Source organism: Haemophilus sputorum HK 2154 (assembly GCF_000287615.1).
Lineage (GTDB): Bacteria > Pseudomonadota > Gammaproteobacteria > Enterobacterales > Pasteurellaceae > Haemophilus_A > Haemophilus_A sputorum.
Map to the genome: position 1 here is coordinate 12,600 of NZ_ALJP01000002.1, position 19,618 is coordinate 32,217.

Here is a 19,618-nt window from a genome sequence, read left to right on the forward strand (position 1 = left end):
TATACGTTGAAAAACTTCAGGATTATAACAAAAGTTAGGCGCATTCTCTTAAAGAATGCGCCTTATTTTTGCAAAATCTTGAGAAAATCCAACCGCTTGTTAACTATTCTCGTTGTTTTTCTCCACGCTATGTTCAGCAGAAGAATTAGCCAATGCGCTCTCTTTTACTTTAGGATCTTCACCATATTGGTTTTCGCCAATTTGCAAAAATTTCGTTAAATTTGACCGCTTGTCTTGTGTTATAATGTCGCCTTTATTTTTTATGACTTTTTTATTTACACAAGATTATTTATGTCAACTAACCAATATCCTCAAGAAGTGAATAAGCGCCGTACCTTTGCGATTATTTCCCACCCCGATGCCGGTAAAACGACCATTACTGAAAAAGTATTACTTTATGGAAATGCCATTCAAACGGCTGGTTCAGTAAAAGGTAAAGGCTCAGCAGCTCATGCAAAATCAGACTGGATGGAAATGGAAAAACAACGTGGGATTTCGATTACCACCTCTGTAATGCAATTTCCTTACAACGATTGCTTGGTGAACTTGCTTGATACACCAGGGCACGAAGACTTCTCGGAAGATACTTACCGTACATTAACTGCAGTAGATAGCTGCTTAATGGTGATTGACTCTGCCAAAGGGGTTGAGGAACGTACAATTAAATTGATGGAAGTTACACGCTTACGTGATACACCAATTTTAACGTTCATGAACAAGCTCGACCGTGACATTCGTGATCCAATGGAATTATTAGACGAAGTAGAAAGTGTACTCAAAATTCGTTGTGCACCAATTACTTGGCCTATCGGTTGCGGTAAATTATTCAAAGGCGTCTATCATTTAGCAAAAGATGAAACCTACCTTTACCAATCTGGGCAAGGTTCAACCATTCAAGAAGTCCGTATTGTAAAAGGCTTAAATAGTCCTGAATTAGATGCTGCCGTAGGCGACGATTTAGCTCAACAACTGCGTGATGAATTAGAACTCGTACAAGGTGCAAGTAACGAATTTGACCATGAAGCGTTCATTAAAGGCGAATTAACCCCAGTATTTTTTGGAACTGCATTAGGTAACTTTGGGGTAGATCATTTCTTAAATGGTTTAACCGAATGGGCACCAAAACCGCAAGCACGTGAAGCGGATGTTCGTACGGTTGAAAGCAGCGAAGAAAAATTCTCTGGTTTCGTGTTCAAAATTCAAGCTAATATGGATCCAAAACACCGCGACCGCGTTGCCTTTATGCGCGTAGTGTCAGGCAAATATGAAAAAGGCATGAAGCTGAAACATGTTCGTATTGGTAAAGATGTGGTCATCTCGGATGCACTGACTTTTATGGCGGGCGATCGTGCGCATGCAGAAGAAGCCTATGCAGGCGATATTATCGGCCTGCACAATCACGGCACTATTCAAATTGGCGATACTTTCACGCAAGGCGAAATCTTGAAATTTACGGGCATTCCAAACTTTGCACCAGAATTATTCCGTCGAATTCGCTTAAAAGATCCCCTTAAGCAGAAACAACTTCTTAAAGGCTTAGTTCAGCTTTCAGAAGAAGGGGCTGTGCAAGTATTCCGCCCACTCATGAATAACGATTTAATCGTAGGTGCGGTAGGGGTGTTACAGTTTGATGTGGTCGTTTCTCGCCTTAAAACGGAATATAACGTTGAGGCTATTTATGAAAACGTTAATGTTGCTACCGCACGTTGGGTTGAATGTGATGATGTGAAAAAATTCGAAGAATTTAAACGCAAAAATGAACAAAACCTAGCCTTAGATGGTGGCGATAACTTAACTTATATCGCACCAACCATGGTGAATCTCAACTTAGCCCAGGAACGCTACCCTGATGTAACATTCTTTAAAACTAGAGAACATTAAAAAATGCCCCTCTTTTCAAAGAGGGGTATTCATTGAAGGCTTATTTATTTTTCTAAAAATCTCAAAATCAAATTATGACTATACAAAATATTTCAACTCATCTTTCTAACATTATTCCTAGAGTGCTTAAAATGATTTTAATTATGTTCTTATTAGGGTTAGCTGCGGTGTTAATTGTCGCTTTGGCAAAAATCAGTTACGAACTATTTATGATGGCACTAGGTCCTGCGCCAATTGTGCCCAATCAATTAGCCGAACAAATTTTAGTTTTCTTCCTCTACTTCGGTTTCTTAGGGCTTATTGCACAATATTTCCGCAGTGGTTACCATTTTCCACTTCGATATTTTATTTACACCGGCATTACTGCCATGGTTCGTTTAATCATTGTCGATCATGAAAGTGCAACCAGTACCTTGTTATTTGCTTGCTCAATATTGGTAATGGTTATTGCTCTATGCATTATTCTCTATTCTGATAAAGTAAAAAATATCTAATATGATGACGCTAACTTTCGATCCGCTTTGGCTCTATCTGGCTGTTGCTCTCCTAATTAGCTTAGGTGGGCTTGCGATTTATTGGTTTATTCAGCAAAACCGCTATCAGCAAGGAATGGAGAATTTACAACAGGACTTAACTGAACGCCAACAAGCGCTAGCTCAAGCACAACAAAGCGTAGCCTTGCTGACCCAAGAAAAGCATCAAGCGGAACAATCAGCCGTGCAATTTCGTACGCAAGCTGAATCCTATGCGGAACGAATTAGCGAAAAATTAACAGAATTAGACCGCTTGCAACAACGTCTTGTGCTTGCCGAAGATAACGAAAACGAGCTTGAGCGCTATATCAACGCGCTGAAAGAACGCGTTGGCGCATCACAAGCAAAAGCTGAAGGCCTAGAAGAGCAACTGCAACATAGCTTGCAACAACTCTCGCAAAAAGCACAAGAACAGGCACAACTTACGGCACAATATCAACAGGTTCAAAATGAGCTGACTGAGCTTCGCACTACACTTCATGAAAAACAAGCTAATTTTGAAGCGCAACAACGCAATTTTGTGGAAGTCAAACAGCAACTGAATGTTGAATTCCAACATCTCGCACAACAGATTTTGGAAGAAAAAAGTCAACGTTTTGATCAAACAAACCAAGCTAGCTTAGATGCTTTACTGAAACCATTTAGAGAACAAATTGAAGGCTTTCAAAAACGCGTCAATGAAGTGCATAGTGAATCCCTAAAAGGCACAGCAACCTTAGCTGCAGAAATTAAAGCAGTACTGAAAATTGGCGCCTCAATGTCAGAAGAAGCGCAAAATCTTGCGACAGCTTTAAAAGGAAATAACAAAATTGCAGGGAACTGGGGCGAAGTACAGCTAGAATCTGCGCTGCAATCCGCTGGTTTATTGGCTGGAGAACATTACGTTTCACAAGAAAGTTTTCGCGATCAAGAAGGACGACGTTTAGCCCCCGATTTTGTTTTGCACTTACCCGATAATAAACAGTTAATTTTAGATAGCAAAGTTTCGTTGCTTGCTTATGATGAGGCAGTACGAGCCGAAGATAATCTCAGCATGAACCAAGCATTAGAAGCACACTGCAAATCATTAAGAGCGCATATTGAGGGGCTTTCTAAGAAAAATTATGCCAACTTACCTGGCGTTACAAGCCCTGATTTTGTACTCATGTTTGTGCCTATTGAACCTGCTTATATTGAAGCGATGAAACATGATCCACAGCTATTTAATTTTGGCTATGAACGTAATGTGATTTTAGTTTCTTATACGACACTGATGCCGATTTTACGCACTGTCGCCAATCTTTGGCGAATTGAACGTGGTAATCATGAAGCACGAGAAATCAGTGAAAAAGCAGGAGAGATTTATAATCAAGTTTGTGTGGTGGCAGAACGATTAAGTAAACTTGGAAATACGCTCAACACTGTCAGCAATCAATATAATCAAACCGTCACGTCCTTAGTCGGTCGCCAAGGTTTAATTGGTAAAGTTGAGCGATTCCAACAACTTTCCACTAAGGCTAGCCAAGCAACTCCGCAAGTTGAGTTGCTCAGCAATGACCACGAAACAATGCGATTAGAGTCCGTGGTAGAAAAACCGAAATCTTCGGCTTAAATTCTCGAAAGCTGGTTTCGGAGAGAGCGCTTAAAGGCTTCTGCTAAAACTTCACAAGCTAAAGCGCGCTCTAAATCAGATTTGATCTTAATTGAAGGTTTCTGTGCTAACAGTTGATTTAAGTGCAGAATATTCAAATCAGGATAAGGCCGTTGCAAGCGGTCAATTTTATCTCCTTTTTTACAAATTCCCCCTTGAATAACTCGCACATACCAACCGCTTAAACCCGTTTCCCGAACAAGGCTTTGGGTTGCTTCGCATTCACTATTTTTTGATAAGCGCTCGCACGGTTTACGCGGTTGAGAAACTTCTACAATAACTTCGCCAATTTGATAGCGATCCCCAACACAAACATTTGTTTCATTTAATTCTGAAACGATAAAATTCTCACCATAAATCGCAGTGCCTTGCCAGTCAAAATCCTTACCAATAAGCGTAGTGAGTTTTTCAAAGGTTTGATCTGCCATAAAAAACAATGCTTTATCTGGCCCACCATGATGTGCCTTTAAGCCGACATCATTCCCTTCAGCACCTAATTCATGAATACGCACCTGTTCAACCGGCTTTTTACGAATCGCCGATTCTAGCGTGGTGCCATCTGCAAAAGTAACGGATTCAACCAATCCAATTTTAATGGTAAGAATTTCTGCTGCCATGTTTGTCCTTTTAAAATTGAAAAAATAAAAATGCCCAATAAATATTGGGCATTAAATCGGAGAAATTATAGGTCGTCAATCACAACGTAAATTTTAGACACTGGACCATGAACCCCAACAACCTTGATTAACTCGATATCTGCAGTTGCACTAGGGCCTGAGATAATGTTAATACAAGATGGCATTCTTTCGCCTGCTTGTGCTTTCTCATGTAACACTTGCGCAAGTTGTGCCACGCGTGGCAATACTTTGCTCTTACGCACAACCACCACAGATGTTGTTGGTAATAAGCTGGTTGAACGGCCATTGTCTTTAGTTGCATATAACACAATACCGCCAGACTCAGCTAAACCATATTCTGCATGAACAATACCTATGTTTGCTTCCGCTGATTTTGCAATGTTTTCACGATCTAGGTTGAAATCCCAAACGAAACTATCATATTTCGCTTTTACTGCATCAGTAATACCTAATTGGTTTAAACGATCATCGTTGTTTAATACGATGTTACCGCCACCATATTTTTCGCAAACATCTAACACTGCTTGCGCCACATCAGCTTCTTTTGTTTCTACCACATCAACTAACAATACTTTCGCAAAGCTCATAAACTCGTTACAAAGTTCATTTTGCGATAAGTGTGTTAAACGCGTCGTTGGATGGTGGTTAACTTGCTCTTCCATTTGGTCTGGCACTAATTTACGCGCACGCCCCATTTTTGCGGCAAGTTTATTTAAGAAATTTTCTCTGTTTTGTTGATCCATTGTTTTATCCTTTTTGCTTGCCATTATTTACGGTTTTTGAACCATTCACGGAAACTTTCGCCTTCTATTGAAGGTAAATCACGTGCTTTTGTCCATTCGCCTAATGCACCGAAATGAATAGGTGCTTTACCGTTTTTAATGAACTTACCTGCTAATTTCGCACCGATCTTCACGCTTGCATTCCAAACTGAAGGGCGAGCATTTGCGAAGGTAAAGCCTTTAATTGCAAGTTGCTCTGATTTAGGTGTAATGCCTGCTTCCACCATTTTCTCACGGTGTTTTAAGATAAGCTGCGCAAGTGGAATTTTCACTGGGCATACGCTGTTACACGCATTACATAATGAACAGGCATACGGTAACTCTTTGAACTCATCATAACCACCTAATAATGGCGAGATAACTGCACCAATTGGGCCCGGATAAATTGAACCATAACCATGACCACCAATTTGGCGATACGCTGGGCAAATATTTAAGCATGCACCACAACGGATACAACGTAAAACTTCTTCAAACTCGCTTTCTAAAATTTTTGAACGACCATTATCTACGATAACTAAATGGAAATCTTCAGGACCATCCACTTCGCCTTCTAAGCGCGGGCCGGTTAACCAAGTGTTATAAGCTGTTAATTTCGCGCCTACTGCACTACGGCAAAGCATTGTAATTAAAGCATCCACTTCTTTAAACGTTGGGGCTAAACGCTCCATTCCCATGACTGCAATATGCGTTTTTGGCACAGTAGTTGCTAAACGTAAGTTACCTTCGTTAGTCACTAAACAAACTGATCCAGTTTCTGGCACGGCAAAGTTACAACCTGAGATACCAATATCTGCTTCTAAGAAATCTTTACGTAAGGTTTTACGCACAAAAGCATTCATTTCTTCTGGCTGTTCTGTTCCTTCATAGCCTAATACTTCATGTAATTCTTTACGGATACGATGACGATCTTTATGAATTGCCGGCACAACGATGTGAGATGGTTTATCGCCTACGATTTGTAGTAAATATTCCCCTAAGTCGGTTTCAACGACTTTAATGCCTTCTGCTTCTAAAACATGGTTCATACCGATTTCTTCGGTTACCATTGATTTAGATTTCACGATGGTTTTCGCCTTTTTCTCAAGTGCGACTTTACGAATGTAAGCGGTCGCTTCTTCTGCAGTTTCTGCAAAATAAACATGACCACCGTTTTGCGTGACTTTTTCGCTTAATTGATAAAGGTAAGCATCTAAGTTTGCTAATACGTGGTTACGGAACTGTTTAGAAAGATCACGCCATTCTTCCCAGTTACCTAACTCATCAACCATTTTTTGACGGTTTGCGCCGATGGTTTCTTGTGCTTTTACCACCGCTTTACGCATAATTTCGTTATTAACTTGTTGTTCTACACGCTGTTTAAACGGTAAATTACTGGTTTGTAAATGCGACATTAGGCTTCTCCTTCTTCTTGCATTAATACTTCAGCAATATGCATAACTTTCACATTTTTGCCTTCACGGCTTAAACGGCCTGCAATATTTAACAAGCAGCTTACGTCTGCACCTACAAGATAATCTGGATCAACTTCAGAAATGTTAACTACTTTTTCTGTTACCATTTCACCTGAAATTTCAGCCATTTTGACAGAGAATGTTCCACCGAAACCACAGCAAGTATTTTGGTTGTGAATTGGCATTAACTCTAAGCCTTTTACATTTTTTAATAGCGCTAAAGGCTCATCAACAACCCCTAATTTACGGGTTAAGCTGCAAGATGGGTGATAAACCGCTTTACCTTTTAAGCGCGCACCCACATCTGTTTTACCTAATTTGTTAACAATAAAATCCGTTAAATCACAGAAACGCGCTGCCACTTTTTCAGCACGTTTTGCCCATTCAGGCTCACCGAAACGGGTAAAGTATTCCGGATAGTTTTTAATTGCATAAACACAAGAACCTGCTGGCGCCACGATTGGGTAATCATTCACTTCAAAGGTTTCAACTAAAGATTTCATCCCTGCAACAGCTTCTTTTGCATAGCCACTGTTAATTGCAGGTTGTCCACAACAACCTTGTTTTTCAAGGAAGATTACATTACAACCGAGTTTTTCAAGCAGTAAAACACTGTTTTTTGCCACATTGCTTTTTGCAATATCAGCGATACAGGTTACATAAAAATTTACGTTCATTGGAATATCCCACGTCTAAATAAAAATAAGAAATAATCGTATTTAAAAAGCCATAAATGACAAAAGGAAGCTTATCGCTTCCTTTTTAAATGACTTTGCAAGCGGTCATTTTTTGCAAAACTTTGACCAAATCAGACCGCTTGAGAATTTACCAAATTATACATTAAAGAATAATGGAATCACAGTTAAAGCAACCACTGCAGCAATCACACCATAGATAAACATTGGCACGACAGTTTTCTTAATGATTGCACCTTCTTGGTTTTCAATACCTAATACTGAGTTTACTGCCACGATATTGTTGATACATACCATGTTACCCATTGCACCACCTGCTGATTGTAACGCAAGTACTAATGATGCAGAGATACCCGTAATTTCAGCGGTTGATAATTGAACACTACCGAAAGTTAAGTTAGATACTGTATTTGAACCTGAGAAGAACGCACCTACTGCACCTAAGTATGAAGCAAACACAGTCCAGTATTCACCTGTTGCATGTGCAAAGCTACGACCGATGATTTTAACCATTGATTCATCACCACCCACTAACATTAAGTTCACCATGATTAACGCACCAATCAATGCGACGAATGGGTTACGAACTTGTTTGAAACTAGTTGAGAAGATACCTTTCACATTGCTTGCAGACATTGAGAATACAGGAATTGCAATTAATACAGTGATTACAAACGGAATTAACGCTGGTACATAAAGCAATTTATAGCTTGCATTCATGCCTGTTCCGAAGATGTTTTTCAAGCTGAAGATTAAACCATTACTAATTTCAAAGTGACCTAATGAACCTAATTGTGCACCGAACCACTCTGTTGCATCGTTCATCATTGCTTTGAATGGTAATTGTTTAACACGAGTTAAGATTAAGAAAACAATTAATAAACCTGTTGGTAACAATGCTTTTGCAACTTCTTTACCTGTTACGGCGGTGTTATCTAAAGTATTTTCTACTTTCGCTAAACCAATGCCTTTATTTGCTAAGAAGATTGATAAGAACATACCAATTGCACCACCTACTAATGATGGGAATTCGTAGTTTACTTGAGCAAGTAAGAAATAAGGTGCTACGCAAGCTAATACGCTTAAATAGATGAAAACAATATTTTGACGAATTTCTTTCCACGTTACGATAAAACTTAACGCAATCACAGGAATGATAAATGCCGCAATCGAGTGAATAGTTGCTGTCATAGAACCAATCTCTAAGATTTTATCTTCTGGAAGGTTTAATGGGCCAAAACCGAACCAGGTTGGCGTACCTACCGCACCGAATGAAACTGGTACTGAGTTCATAATTAACGCAAGAATCGCTACACGAATTGGGTTAAAACCTAAACCAACTAAGATTGGCGCTGCAATCGCTGCCGGTGTACCGAAACCACTCGCACCTTCAATCATGAACGCAAACGCCCAACCGATGATCATCAATTGTGCAACTGGGTTCGGGTTAATGTTACCTAACCATTTACGTAAAGTGTTGGTTACACCAGAAACTTCTGAGAAACGGTTGAAGAGAATCGCGCCGAAAATAACAGTTACTGGTGTTAACACATCAATAACAGCTGAAGCAATTTTCGCACTGATAATTGTCACATCAGTTGCGAAGAAAATAAGATGAATAATAAGCACTACTGCTGCAATCCAAGGAAGCGCAACATAAGATGGAAGTGCATTACGTTTTACCATTAAATAGATTAGTAAAACAATTGGAAAAATACTAAGAAACAGCGCCATAGACGACCTCAAAATAAATGAAAAAAAATTCCAAAATTGAGCCTCGCATTCTAGGGAGTTTTCTAAAAAAAGATAGAAAAATGTTAACGATTTGTGATCCCTGTCACACTATTTACTTCTAAAGTAGTAATAAATTTTTTTTGAACAAGCCCAATAAAGTTACGCAATCGTTTGCGCAAGAGGGTAAACAAGCGGTATAATTTGGAAAATCTTTTACCAAATAGGAATTTGATTATGCAAATCAGCTTAAAAAAAATTTATTCTGGCAAGGTACGTGACCTATATGAAATTGATGACAAAAGAATGCTCATGGTGGCAAGTGATCGTCTGTCTGCTTTTGATGTCATTTTAGATGACCCCATTCCACATAAAGGTGAAATCCTGACTCAAATTTCTAATTTCTGGTTTAACAAACTTTCTCATATCATGCCAAATCATTTTACTGGCGATTCCGTTTTTGATGTTTTACCTGAAGAAGAAGCAAAAGCGATTAAACATCGCGCTGTAGTTTGCAAACGCTTAACACCTGTGAAAATTGAATCCATTGTACGAGGTTATTTAACGGGTTCTGGTTTAAAAGATTATCAAAAAACTGGCACCATCTGCGGTCTCGAATTACCAAAAGGATTGGTGGAAGCAAGCAAATTACCTGAGCCCATTTTTACCCCGTCAAGCAAAGCTGAAGTGGGTGATCACGATATCAACATCTCTTATGCTGAATGTGAACAACAAATTGGTGCTGCGCTTGCTGCGAAAGTTAAAGAATCTGCATTAGCACTTTATACTGAAGCAGCTAAATATGCTCTAACTAAAGGCATCATTATTTGTGATACAAAATTTGAGTTCGGTTTAGATGAAAATGGGACATTAACCTTAATGGATGAAGTATTAACGCCAGATTCTAGTCGTTTTTGGTCTGTGAATACTTATCAAGAAGGTACCACACCACCTTCATTCGATAAACAGTTTATTCGTGATTGGCTAGAACAAAGCGGTTGGAATAAACAAGCACCAGCGCCTAAAATTCCAGACGAAGTCATCAAGAAAACGGTAGAAAAATACCAAGAAGCATTGAATTTACTCACTAAATAATAGCAGCAGGCTAATCATGAATGGTTAGCCTATTTTTTTATCATTCTTTGAAAGATTGGTTAGGAAATTTTAGATATAAAAAAAGCACCTCATGGTGCTATCTTTTAAAATGGAGCGGGAAACGAGGCTCGAACTCGCGACCCCGACCTTGGCAAGGTCGTGCTCTACCAACTGAGCTATTCCCGCATATTTGGTAATTTAAATGGTGCCCGAGGCCAGACTTGAACTGGCACGCCCCGAAAGGCGAGGGATTTTAAATCCCTTGCGTCTACCGATTCCGCCACTCGGGCAACACCTTGTTGTCTCGTCGTAACGAATCAACAAGGCGCATTATAAGGATTTTCAGCTAGGCGTCAAATAAATTTTTCAATAAAAATCACGTTTGCCTAAAAATTTAGCGATATTTCTAAAAAAACATCAATCTGCTAAAAAAATAAAACCACCTATCGGTGGTTTTATTCTTAATTAGTCATCTAAGAAGCTACGTAATGTTTCTGAACGACTTGGGTGGCGCAATTTGCGTAATGCTTTTGCTTCAATTTGACGAATTCGCTCACGCGTTACATCAAATTGTTTACCCACTTCTTCTAATGTATGGTCGGTATTCATATCAATCCCGAAACGCATCCGTAATACTTTCGCTTCACGAGGCGTTAATCCTTCGAGTACTTCATTTGTGGCTATACGTAAACTTTCCGCGGTTGCAGAATCTAACGGCAATTCAAGACTTTCATCTTGAATAAAATCGCCTAAATGTGAATCATCGTCATCGCCAATCGGTGTTTCCATAGAAATTGGCTCTTTGGCAATTTTCAACACTTTACGGATTTTATCTTCTGGCATATTCATACGTTCTGCCAATTCTTCCGGTGTCGCTTCACGCCCCATTTCTTGTAAACATTGACGAGAAATACGGTTAAGTTTGTTAATCGTCTCAATCATATGCACTGGGATACGAATCGTACGCGCTTGGTCTGCGATAGAACGAGTAATCGCCTGACGAATCCACCAAGTTGCATAAGTTGAGAATTTATAACCACGGCGATATTCAAATTTATCCACCGCTTTCATTAAACCAATATTCCCTTCTTGGATTAAATCTAAGAATTGTAAGCCACGGTTGGTATATTTTTTCGCGATCGAAATAACTAAACGTAAGTTGGCTTCTACCATTTCTTTTTTCGCACGACGAGCTTTTAATTCACCGTTTGCAATACGTCCGCCAATTTCACGAATTTGGGCGATAGTTAAACCAGAACTCTGTTCAAGCTCTTGTAATGCAGCAATATTTACACGAATTTTTTCTATATAATTCGCAAGTTTAGGCGCCCCACCTTTTTTCGCATTGATAGCTTTTTCAATCCACTCTTCAGAAGTTTCATTACCTTGGAAGGCTTTTAAGAAATCACCTTTTTTCATACCTGCATATTCAACCGCATAACGCTGAATTTGACGCTCTTGTGCACGCACTTGCTTCATTAACTTCTGCATCGTTTCAACTAACAGGTCAAATTGTTTTGGTACTAAACGAAACTCACGGAAAATATCAGAAAGAGCATGAATTTGCTCACGTGCTTTTTTATGTGTTCTACCGTGTTTTTGAATTGCTAATAAGGCTTTTTCGTGCTGCTCTTTAAGTTTAGTAAATTTCTCACGCGCCACTTCAGGATCGATTGAATTATCATCACTACTATCCGAAGAATCAGAAGCATCTTCGTCTTCCTCTTCTTCATCTATATCTGCAGCACCTTCAACTTCTGCATCATGGTGTAAATCAGGATCTAAATGCTCTTCAGTGGCAGCTTCTAAATTTGGATCAATAAATGCCGTCACTAAATCTGCCAAACGCATCGTGCCTTCTTCTACTTGCTCATAGCAAGCTAAGACGCCAGATAATGCTTCTGGATACTCTGCAACAGCGCATTGTACTTCATTGATTCCTTCTTCAATGCGCTTAGCAATATCAATCTCACCTTCTCTGGTTAATAGCTCAACGGTTCCCATCTCACGCATATACATACGCACAGGGTCTGTCGTACGGCCTAACTCAGATTCTACGGTAGAAAGCACTTTGGTTGCTTCTTCTACCACATCTTCATCAGCAATATTCTCAGCCAACATGAGTTCGTCCGTATCTGGCGCGACTTCAAAAACTTGAATCCCCATGTCAGTGATCATTTGAATAATATCTTCGATCTGCTCAGCATCCACCAATTCTTCTGGAAGATGGTCATGCACTTCAGATAAAATTAAATAGCCTTGTTCACGACCTTGCGCAATCAAAAGTGCGATTTGAGATTGCTGTTCTAATTGTTGATCTACTAATTGTTGTTCCATAATTTTGTTCCGTTTTTGAGCAGTCAAAATAGTGTTGAATTATATCATTATTTGTCAAGAACTTGATAGCCTTGCAAAATTTTTCACAAAAATAACCGCTTGTTAGCGCGCTAATAACAAGGCAAGCTCTTGCTTTTCAGCGGCATCTAGCTCTAGGCCGGTTGTTCGTTCTTTTGCCATTAAAACTTCAATACGTTTTTCTACTAATTTGGCATAAAGAAAATCAAGCGTTTCGATAAATTCTTTTTCCATATTTTCAGGGCTTACCATATGATCCCAATTCGCTAGAATTTCAAGTGTACGGTACTCCGATTTATCTCGCCAATGCTCCAATAAGGCGCCCATACTTATCCCCACATGCTGTTGGCAAGTCGCTGCTAACTCTACAAACAGATCAAAACCTGCCTCATTTAGGCTTTGCAAAGGTGATAAATCTGGCACATGTTTTGCAAGCTCTGGATTTTGCAGTAATAGCGCAATCAACAAACGCATTGGTGTTCGTTTAATTTTTTCCGTAGGGTTTGCTTTTGGCTGTGTTGGCATTCGATTAGGCAACATCGCCTCTAGTTGGCTTGGATCAAGAAGCCCCAATTTTTGGCCGAGTAAATTACGCAGATAAATCCGTAACATTTCCCCAGGAATACGGTTAATCAAAGGCACAGCAAGCGAAGCTAATTTAGATTTGCCTTCTTGACTTGATAAATCAACTTGCGCAAGTAACGAATCAAATAAAAACTCGCTTAACGGTTTTGCCACTTCCTGCACATATTGTTCAAATTGTACTTTCCCTTGCTGACGAATAAAGCTATCTGGATCTTCCCCATCTGGTAAGAAAATAAATTTTAACTGGCGCCCGTCATATAAATAAGGCAGCGCATTTTCAAAAGCTCGCCACGCGGCATCTCGTCCTGCTCGGTCACCATCGTAACAACAAATAATTTGTTCAGTCACCCGAAACATTTGCTGAATTTGCTCACTTGTTGTTGCTGTACCTAAAGAAGCGACTGCATTATTTACCCCAAACTGAGCAAGCGCAACCACATCCATATAACCTTCTACAACTAATAACGAGGTTGGATTTTCATCTTGTTGCAGTACTTGGAACAAGCCGTAAAGCTCACTCCCTTTATGGTAAATTACCGATTCTGGTGAGTTGAGGTATTTCGGGCGTTCATCGCCCATCACTCTTCCGCCAAATGCAATAACTCGTCCACGCTTATCTCGAATAGGGAACATTACTCTATGTCGGAAACGATCATAAACTTTGCCATTTTCATTGCGTGAAAGCATCCCTGTATCAATCAATTTTTGGGTTTCCTCAGCTGAAGAACCAAACTGTTTAAGCACCGTATCAAAGGCATTCGGCGCAAAACCAATCTCAAAACGATGAATGATCTCTTCAGACAACCCTCGTTGTTGCAAATAACTTTGGCTTGGAATATCACTAGTTAACTTTTGCTGATATAACTTAGCAATCGCATCCATCAAACCATATAAGTCTCGTTTGGTTTGAAAACCTACTTGTGGCCGGCCATTATGATTTCGCACATTTTCACGTGGAACTTCCAGCCCGTGCATAGCAGCAAGTTCTTCAATCGCTTCAGGGAACTCTAACTTATCAAATTCCATTAAAAAACTAATTGCATTGCCATGCGCGCCACAGCCAAAACAGTGATAAACCTGCTTAGGTTGACTCACAGAAAAAGAAGGGGTTTTCTCATGATGAAATGGACAGCAAGCCTGATAACTGTGCGCACCAGATTTTTTTAACTTCACGCGACTGTTAATCAGCTCGACAATGTCTGTACGGGCGATGAGATCATCAATAAATGAACGTGGAATAATGCCTTTGATTATGACCTCCGATGCAGATAGGAAAAATGCCTTTTATGCAAATTGAACGTTTAAGCATTCTCGGCATAAAATGCTAAAACCGTGATTCCAAATGGTTTCACGGTTTTAGTTAAGATTTGTGAATAACGTTACAAATTAGTATAAACGTGTATTACGAGCGTTCTCACGAGCATTACGTTTAGCGTGACGTTTTGCTAAAGATGCTTTTTCGCGTTTACGAATAGTCGTTGGTTTTTCGTAGAACTCACGTGCGCGAACTTCTGCTAAGATACCTGCTTTTTCGCAAGAACGTTTAAAACGACGTAATGCAACGTCAAAAGATTCATTTTCACGAACTTTAATTACTGGCATATGCCATCACCTCAAGGAATTAAATATGTTTAAATTAAGCCGCACACTATTTTTGGCGACATAGAACTAAAAAAGGTAGCCAATTCTACCCCAGCTAGGCCGATAAGTAAAGGGATGATTTAGAATTCTTCTCTATTCTTGCTTGCCTAATAAGATCGGCGATCTGTTTTGGCTCTATTGCGCTCGCAAAGACATCTCGCCAATCGCATAGGCATTTATCTTGCCTGTCTGTTCTAACAAAAGTTCGCCCTTGTCATTGATGCCTTGTGAGATCCCATGGATTTCAGTATCTCCTGCAAGGAGCTTAACTGGTTTACCATAAAATAAATCATAGCTTTGCCAGCGTTCAACATAATTTTCAAAGCCAACAAGCGGGTAAATTTTCAGATTTTTTTGCAATTGCGGCACAATTTTCTGCAACAATTGATTACGTTCTAAATGATAGGCTGAAAGATCAGCATAAGGTTGATTGACCACATTGAGATCAACCTGATCCATGCTCAAATTCAAGCCAATTCCGATCACCAAATAGTAGTCATTATTTTCAAAGCGGCTTTCAATTAAAATGCCACCTAACTTTTTCCCTTGGTAATAGACATCATTCGGCCATTTAATTTGAATATCTGAAATGCCCAACTCAGTAAAGCTTTCTGCCAAAACTAAAGCGACCACCAAACTTAATGCGCTGACCTGACGAACTTCATCTGCGCTATAACGCCATAACAAAGAAAAACAAAGATTCTGGCTTTTGCCTGAATACCATGAGCGTCCACGGCGACCGCGCCCAGCGGTTTGATGCTCAGCCGCGCATACTGAGCCTACTGCTAAATGTTTATATTCACGTAATAAGTATTCATTAGTTGAATCAATTTCATCGAAAATGACCGCTTCTCCGCATAATAATGCGGCTTGTAAATCGGGCTGGTTGAGTTTCATTTAACGAGTCACCTCTTCGCTATTTACTTCACCATGTTTTCCGATAAAACGCACTTCTGGATGAAGCTCAACCCCAAATTTCTCACGCACGCGTTTGCGTACTGCTTTAGCTAAATCTGCTACGTCCTGACCTGTCGCATTATCTTTATTAATTAACACCAATGCTTGCTGAGTGTGGACAGCTGCACCGCCAACTTGAAAGCCTTTTAACTCACATTGATCAATTAACCAACCTGCCGCTAATTTTACACGACCATCCGCTTGCGGATAATTTGGAATCTGTGGGAAAGCGGTCTGAATTTGGGCAAATTTTGCAGCCTCAATAACAGGATTTTTGAAGAAACTTCCTGCATTTCCAAACTCATCAGGATTAGGCAATTTGCTCGAACGCACCGCACATACTTCATTAAAGACTTCAAGCGGTGTCACTGTAGCTACATCAAACTGCGTTAATGAACCGTAACTGAGTACAGGCTGCCATGCTTTCGGCAATTTCAAGCCGACTGCCACAATCGCATAACCTTCGGCATAACGGTGTTTAAATACACTTTCCCGATAGCCAAATTCACATTCTGCCTTTGTTAAGCGGAAGAGCTCACCTGTGCGCAAATTCAATACTTCAACAAAATCGCATGCACGTTCAAACTCGACGCCATAAGCACCAATATTCTGAATCGGTGCTGAACCGGCTACACCCGGAATAAGCGCCAAATTTTCTAAACCCGCAATGCCATGCTCTAACGTCCATTTCACTAAAGCATGCCAGTTTTCGCCACCTTGCACGGTTAAATAATGGAAATCCGCATCTTCATGATGTTCAATGCCTTTAAGCTGATTCACTAAGACCACACCTTCAAAATCATCTAAAAACAGCATATTTGAGCCTTGCCCTAAAATAAGGATCGGCTGATTTGTCAAAGTAGCACGTTGCCATTCAGCTAAAAGTTGTTCTGTTGAAGTAAAAGGAATAATCTGGCTTGCCTGTGCAGGCAGATGAAAGGTATGAAACGGGGTTAAACTCTGCATAATCTTATCTAGTTTATTGAAATAAGGCAGATTCTAACACAAACAAGCGGTCGAAAATCATGAACGTTTTGCAAAATTCAATGAAAACTCGACCGCTTGCGAGAGATTATTTATGGTTGTCTTGATATAACCACTCAGCAACTTGTTTCGCAAAATACGTCAAAATGCCGTCTGCCCCTGCACGTTTGAAACAAAGGAGAGATTCCATAATGCACTCACGTTCTTTCAACCAACCATTTTGAATCGCAGCCATATGCATCGCATATTCGCCAGAAACTTGGTAAGCAAAAGTTGGCACACCAAAATTCTCTTTTACGCGCCATACCATATCCAAATAAGGCATGCCCGGTTTAACCATGACCATATCTGCGCCTTCTTCGATATCCATTGCCACTTCGTACAATCCTTCGTTTGCATTGGCTGGATCAACTTGGTAAGTATATTTATTGCCACCTTTAAGGTTACCTGCTGATCCAACTGCATCACGGAAAGGGCCGTAGTAGTTCGAAGCATATTTCGCTGAATACGCCATAATTTGTGTATTGATGAAATTCTCAGCTTCAAGTGCTTCGCGAATCGCACCAATTCGTCCATCCATCATATCACTTGGCGCAACAATATCAGCACCCGCTTCAGCATGAGAAAGCGCTTGTTTCACTAGAACTTCTGTTGTGATGTCATTTAATACATAGCCATCGTCGTCAATAATGCCATCTTGCCCGTGTGTGGTAAATGGATCGAGAGCTACATCTGTCATCACACCCAATTCAGGATACGCTGCTTTTAATGCACGCACCGCACGTTGAGCAAGCCCTTCTGGATTGTAGGCCTCTTCTGCCATTAACGATTTACGCTCATCGCCCACTACGGGAAATAATGCAATTAAAGGCACGCCATATTTCACCAATAAGCCAGCTTCTACCAATAATTGATCGATGGTTAAACGTTCTACACCCGGCATAGACGGAACAGGCACACGTTGATTTTCACCTTCAATCACAAAAACAGGATAGATCAAATCGTTTACCGTTAATTGATTTTCTGCCACTAAACGGCGGCTAAAATCATGTTTACGTAAGCGGCGCATACGGCGCACAGGAAATTGAGATTGAATAATTTGCATATTTTATTACCTTATAATTTCAGAAAATCTAGCCTATTGTACTGGAAAACGCTAACTCTCGAAATGATTCCGCCAACTATAGCGAGTTTAAAACTCTTTTCTTAGCCATTTAACGAATGTTTTGATCATTAAAAATGCTATGGCTATATTCGCAATAATAAAAACTACTAGCCCAAAAGTCGCTAATTCTGGGATTTGATATAAGTAAGTTGCCCCATTTGCCATAGAAGCAAGACCGAATGAGAATGACCAAAAGCCAACATTAAAACCTTTTACGACAATCCAACCGAATAAGCGCAATAAGAAAGCTAATTGTAAGAAGCCATAGCCCCAAAGCATTTTAACTACTAAATCAACTTGTCCGCCAGTTACCACTAAATAAGCCGCTGAGCCGACAAAGGCTGGTGCAAGAATAATTCCGAACGAAGCTCTTAACGGAACGGGGGTTTCATTTAAACGTAAACGCTGTAATAAAATCGGTTCAAACATAAACCATGCAATAAAACCAGCACCAAGGAAGAAAATGGCTAATTCATTATGGCCAATAAGTGTCAGTGATGTTGCTGCCGTAAAGTTAGTTGCCACTGTTGGCAAATAAAATGGCGGTAGCGCGGCAGTGTCGGTAAAAATATTCCCTTGCCATAATGCACCAATACGAATAAGTGCATAAAGCAGCTGCCCGATAGCGCCAAGCCAAATCAATGTTTCACCTAATATGGATGACCAAGCTAGTAAAATATCCCCCATCAACATCGTTGTAATAGGAATTAACGCGAAGAAAGAAAAACGAATTGGGCAGTTATATTCTTCTTTAATGGTATCGAAATGTTTAAAACAACGAATAATAAACAAACTAATAAATAACAACCAAAGCACAAAAGCAACGCTGCCTAAAACGAAACTTACTTGTGGGGCATAAGGTGTGATAGATTCTGCATGACGCCATGCAAGGGACAATGCACTTACTCCTAGCGTGATCGCAAAGTACCCTGTCGGTAAAATAAATTTCATAATACCTTCTTAAATAAAATAAAAATCCCCACTCTTTTACAAGATTGGGGATTCTCTTAGCTATTTGCTTACATCAAATTATTTGATGATTTTCGCAACAACACCAGCACCTACTGTACGGCCACCTTCACGAATCGCGAAACGTAAACCTTCATCCATCGCGATTGGGTGGATTAATGATACTGTCATTTTGATGTTATCGCCTGGCATTACCATCTCTACGCCTTCCGGTAACTCGATTGTACCTGTTACGTCAGTTGTACGGAAGTAGAACTGTGGACGGTAACCTTTGAAGAATGGAGTGTGACGACCACCTTCTTCTTTTGATAATACGTAAACTTCTGATTCGAAGTCTGTGTGTGGAGTGATTGAACCTGGTTTCGCTAACACTTGACCACGTTCGATTTCTTCACGTTTAGTACCACGTAATAATGCACCAACATTCTCACCCGCACGACCTTCGTCTAATAATTTACGGAACATCTCTACACCAGTTACTGTTGTTTTCGCTGTATCTTTGATACCTACGATTTCAACTTCA

17 protein-coding genes and 2 tRNA genes are annotated in these 19,618 nt (G+C 40.0%); 4 read left to right on the forward strand and 15 right to left on the reverse strand.

Annotated features, from left to right (window positions below; translation table 11 throughout):
* Positions 1–291 precede the first annotated feature (291 nt).
* From prfC to rmuC, 3 genes are all read left to right on the forward strand, one after another.
* Positions 292–1,881, forward strand: a complete 1,590-nt coding sequence (gene prfC, locus HMPREF1128_RS00065) for a peptide chain release factor 3 (RefSeq protein WP_007522919.1) — start codon at positions 292–294, stop codon at positions 1,879–1,881.
* 74 nt (positions 1,882–1,955) lie between these two features.
* Positions 1,956–2,375 (forward strand): phosphate-starvation-inducible protein PsiE, encoded by a 420-nt coding sequence (psiE, locus tag HMPREF1128_RS00070; RefSeq protein ID WP_081466967.1) that lies wholly within the window; start codon positions 1,956–1,958, stop codon positions 2,373–2,375.
* A 1-nt stretch (position 2,376) separates the two neighbouring features.
* A complete protein-coding gene (rmuC, locus tag HMPREF1128_RS00075; RefSeq protein ID WP_007522950.1) occupies positions 2,377–4,005 on the forward strand; it encodes a DNA recombination protein RmuC in 1,629 nt (542 codons plus the stop codon).
* Here the strand turns inward: rmuC and HMPREF1128_RS00080 are convergent.
* The 5 genes from HMPREF1128_RS00080 to HMPREF1128_RS00100 form a co-directional block, all read right to left on the reverse strand.
* Positions 4,002–4,661: an MOSC domain-containing protein gene (locus tag HMPREF1128_RS00080; protein ID WP_007522917.1), complete on the reverse strand. Its 660-nt coding sequence runs from the start codon at positions 4,659–4,661 to the stop codon at positions 4,002–4,004. The genes rmuC and HMPREF1128_RS00080 overlap by 4 nt on opposite strands.
* 65 nt (positions 4,662–4,726) lie before the next feature.
* Positions 4,727–5,425: a LutC/YkgG family protein gene (locus HMPREF1128_RS00085; RefSeq protein WP_007522936.1), complete on the reverse strand. Its 699-nt coding sequence runs from the start codon at positions 5,423–5,425 to the stop codon at positions 4,727–4,729.
* Positions 5,426–5,448: 23 nt separating this feature from the next.
* On the reverse strand, positions 5,449–6,858 hold the full coding sequence (locus HMPREF1128_RS00090) for a LutB/LldF family L-lactate oxidation iron-sulfur protein (protein WP_007522943.1): 1,410 nt from the start codon (positions 6,856–6,858) through the stop codon (positions 5,449–5,451).
* Positions 6,858–7,595 (reverse strand): (Fe-S)-binding protein, encoded by a 738-nt coding sequence (locus HMPREF1128_RS00095; protein WP_007522949.1) that lies wholly within the window; start codon positions 7,593–7,595, stop codon positions 6,858–6,860. Before HMPREF1128_RS00095 ends, HMPREF1128_RS00090 begins: the two co-directional genes overlap by 1 nt.
* Positions 7,596–7,751: 156 nt before the next feature.
* Positions 7,752–9,347, reverse strand: a complete 1,596-nt coding sequence (locus HMPREF1128_RS00100) for a lactate permease LctP family transporter (RefSeq protein WP_007522941.1) — start codon at positions 9,345–9,347, stop codon at positions 7,752–7,754.
* Between the two features lie 231 nt (positions 9,348–9,578).
* On the opposite strand from HMPREF1128_RS00100, the gene HMPREF1128_RS00105 reads away from it, so the two are divergent.
* Entirely contained in the window at positions 9,579–10,439 is an 861-nt protein-coding gene (locus HMPREF1128_RS00105; RefSeq protein WP_196794385.1) for a phosphoribosylaminoimidazolesuccinocarboxamide synthase, read from the forward strand.
* Between the two features lie 110 nt (positions 10,440–10,549).
* Here the strand turns inward: HMPREF1128_RS00105 and HMPREF1128_RS00110 are convergent.
* The 10 genes from HMPREF1128_RS00110 to HMPREF1128_RS00155 form a co-directional block, all read right to left on the reverse strand.
* Positions 10,550–10,625: transfer RNA gene (locus tag HMPREF1128_RS00110), tRNA-Gly, on the reverse strand.
* Between the two features lie 17 nt (positions 10,626–10,642).
* Positions 10,643–10,729: transfer RNA gene (locus HMPREF1128_RS00115), tRNA-Leu, on the reverse strand.
* 175 nt (positions 10,730–10,904) lie between these two features.
* A complete protein-coding gene (gene rpoD / locus HMPREF1128_RS00120) occupies positions 10,905–12,776 on the reverse strand; it encodes an RNA polymerase sigma factor RpoD (RefSeq protein ID WP_007522902.1) in 1,872 nt (623 codons plus the stop codon).
* Between the two features lie 102 nt (positions 12,777–12,878).
* On the reverse strand, positions 12,879–14,630 hold the full coding sequence (dnaG, locus tag HMPREF1128_RS00125) for a DNA primase (RefSeq protein ID WP_029495138.1): 1,752 nt from the start codon (positions 14,628–14,630) through the stop codon (positions 12,879–12,881).
* Positions 14,631–14,765: 135 nt separating this feature from the next.
* The gene (gene rpsU, locus HMPREF1128_RS00130) at positions 14,766–14,981 is read right to left on the reverse strand and encodes a 30S ribosomal protein S21 (protein ID WP_005817878.1); all 216 of its coding nucleotides are present in this window, start codon (positions 14,979–14,981) and stop codon (positions 14,766–14,768) included.
* Positions 14,982–15,155: 174 nt separating this feature from the next.
* Positions 15,156–15,917 carry a biotin--[acetyl-CoA-carboxylase] ligase gene (locus tag HMPREF1128_RS00135; protein WP_007522947.1) on the reverse strand — a complete coding sequence of 254 codons (762 nt, stop codon included), beginning with the start codon at positions 15,915–15,917 and terminating at the stop codon, positions 15,156–15,158.
* Positions 15,918–16,943, reverse strand: coding sequence for a UDP-N-acetylmuramate dehydrogenase (gene murB, locus HMPREF1128_RS00140; RefSeq protein WP_007522921.1), 1,026 nt, complete (start codon positions 16,941–16,943; stop codon positions 15,918–15,920).
* Between the two features lie 106 nt (positions 16,944–17,049).
* Positions 17,050–18,066 carry a porphobilinogen synthase gene (hemB, locus tag HMPREF1128_RS00145; protein WP_007522929.1) on the reverse strand — a complete coding sequence of 339 codons (1,017 nt, stop codon included), beginning with the start codon at positions 18,064–18,066 and terminating at the stop codon, positions 17,050–17,052.
* A gap of 87 nt (positions 18,067–18,153) precedes the next feature.
* Positions 18,154–19,077, reverse strand: coding sequence for a tellurite-resistance/dicarboxylate transporter (gene tdt, locus HMPREF1128_RS00150; RefSeq protein ID WP_007522927.1), 924 nt, complete (start codon positions 19,075–19,077; stop codon positions 18,154–18,156).
* A gap of 78 nt (positions 19,078–19,155) precedes the next feature.
* On the reverse strand, positions 19,156–19,618 hold a 463-nt coding region (locus HMPREF1128_RS00155; RefSeq protein WP_007522938.1), incomplete at its 5' end, for an EF-Tu C-terminal domain-related protein.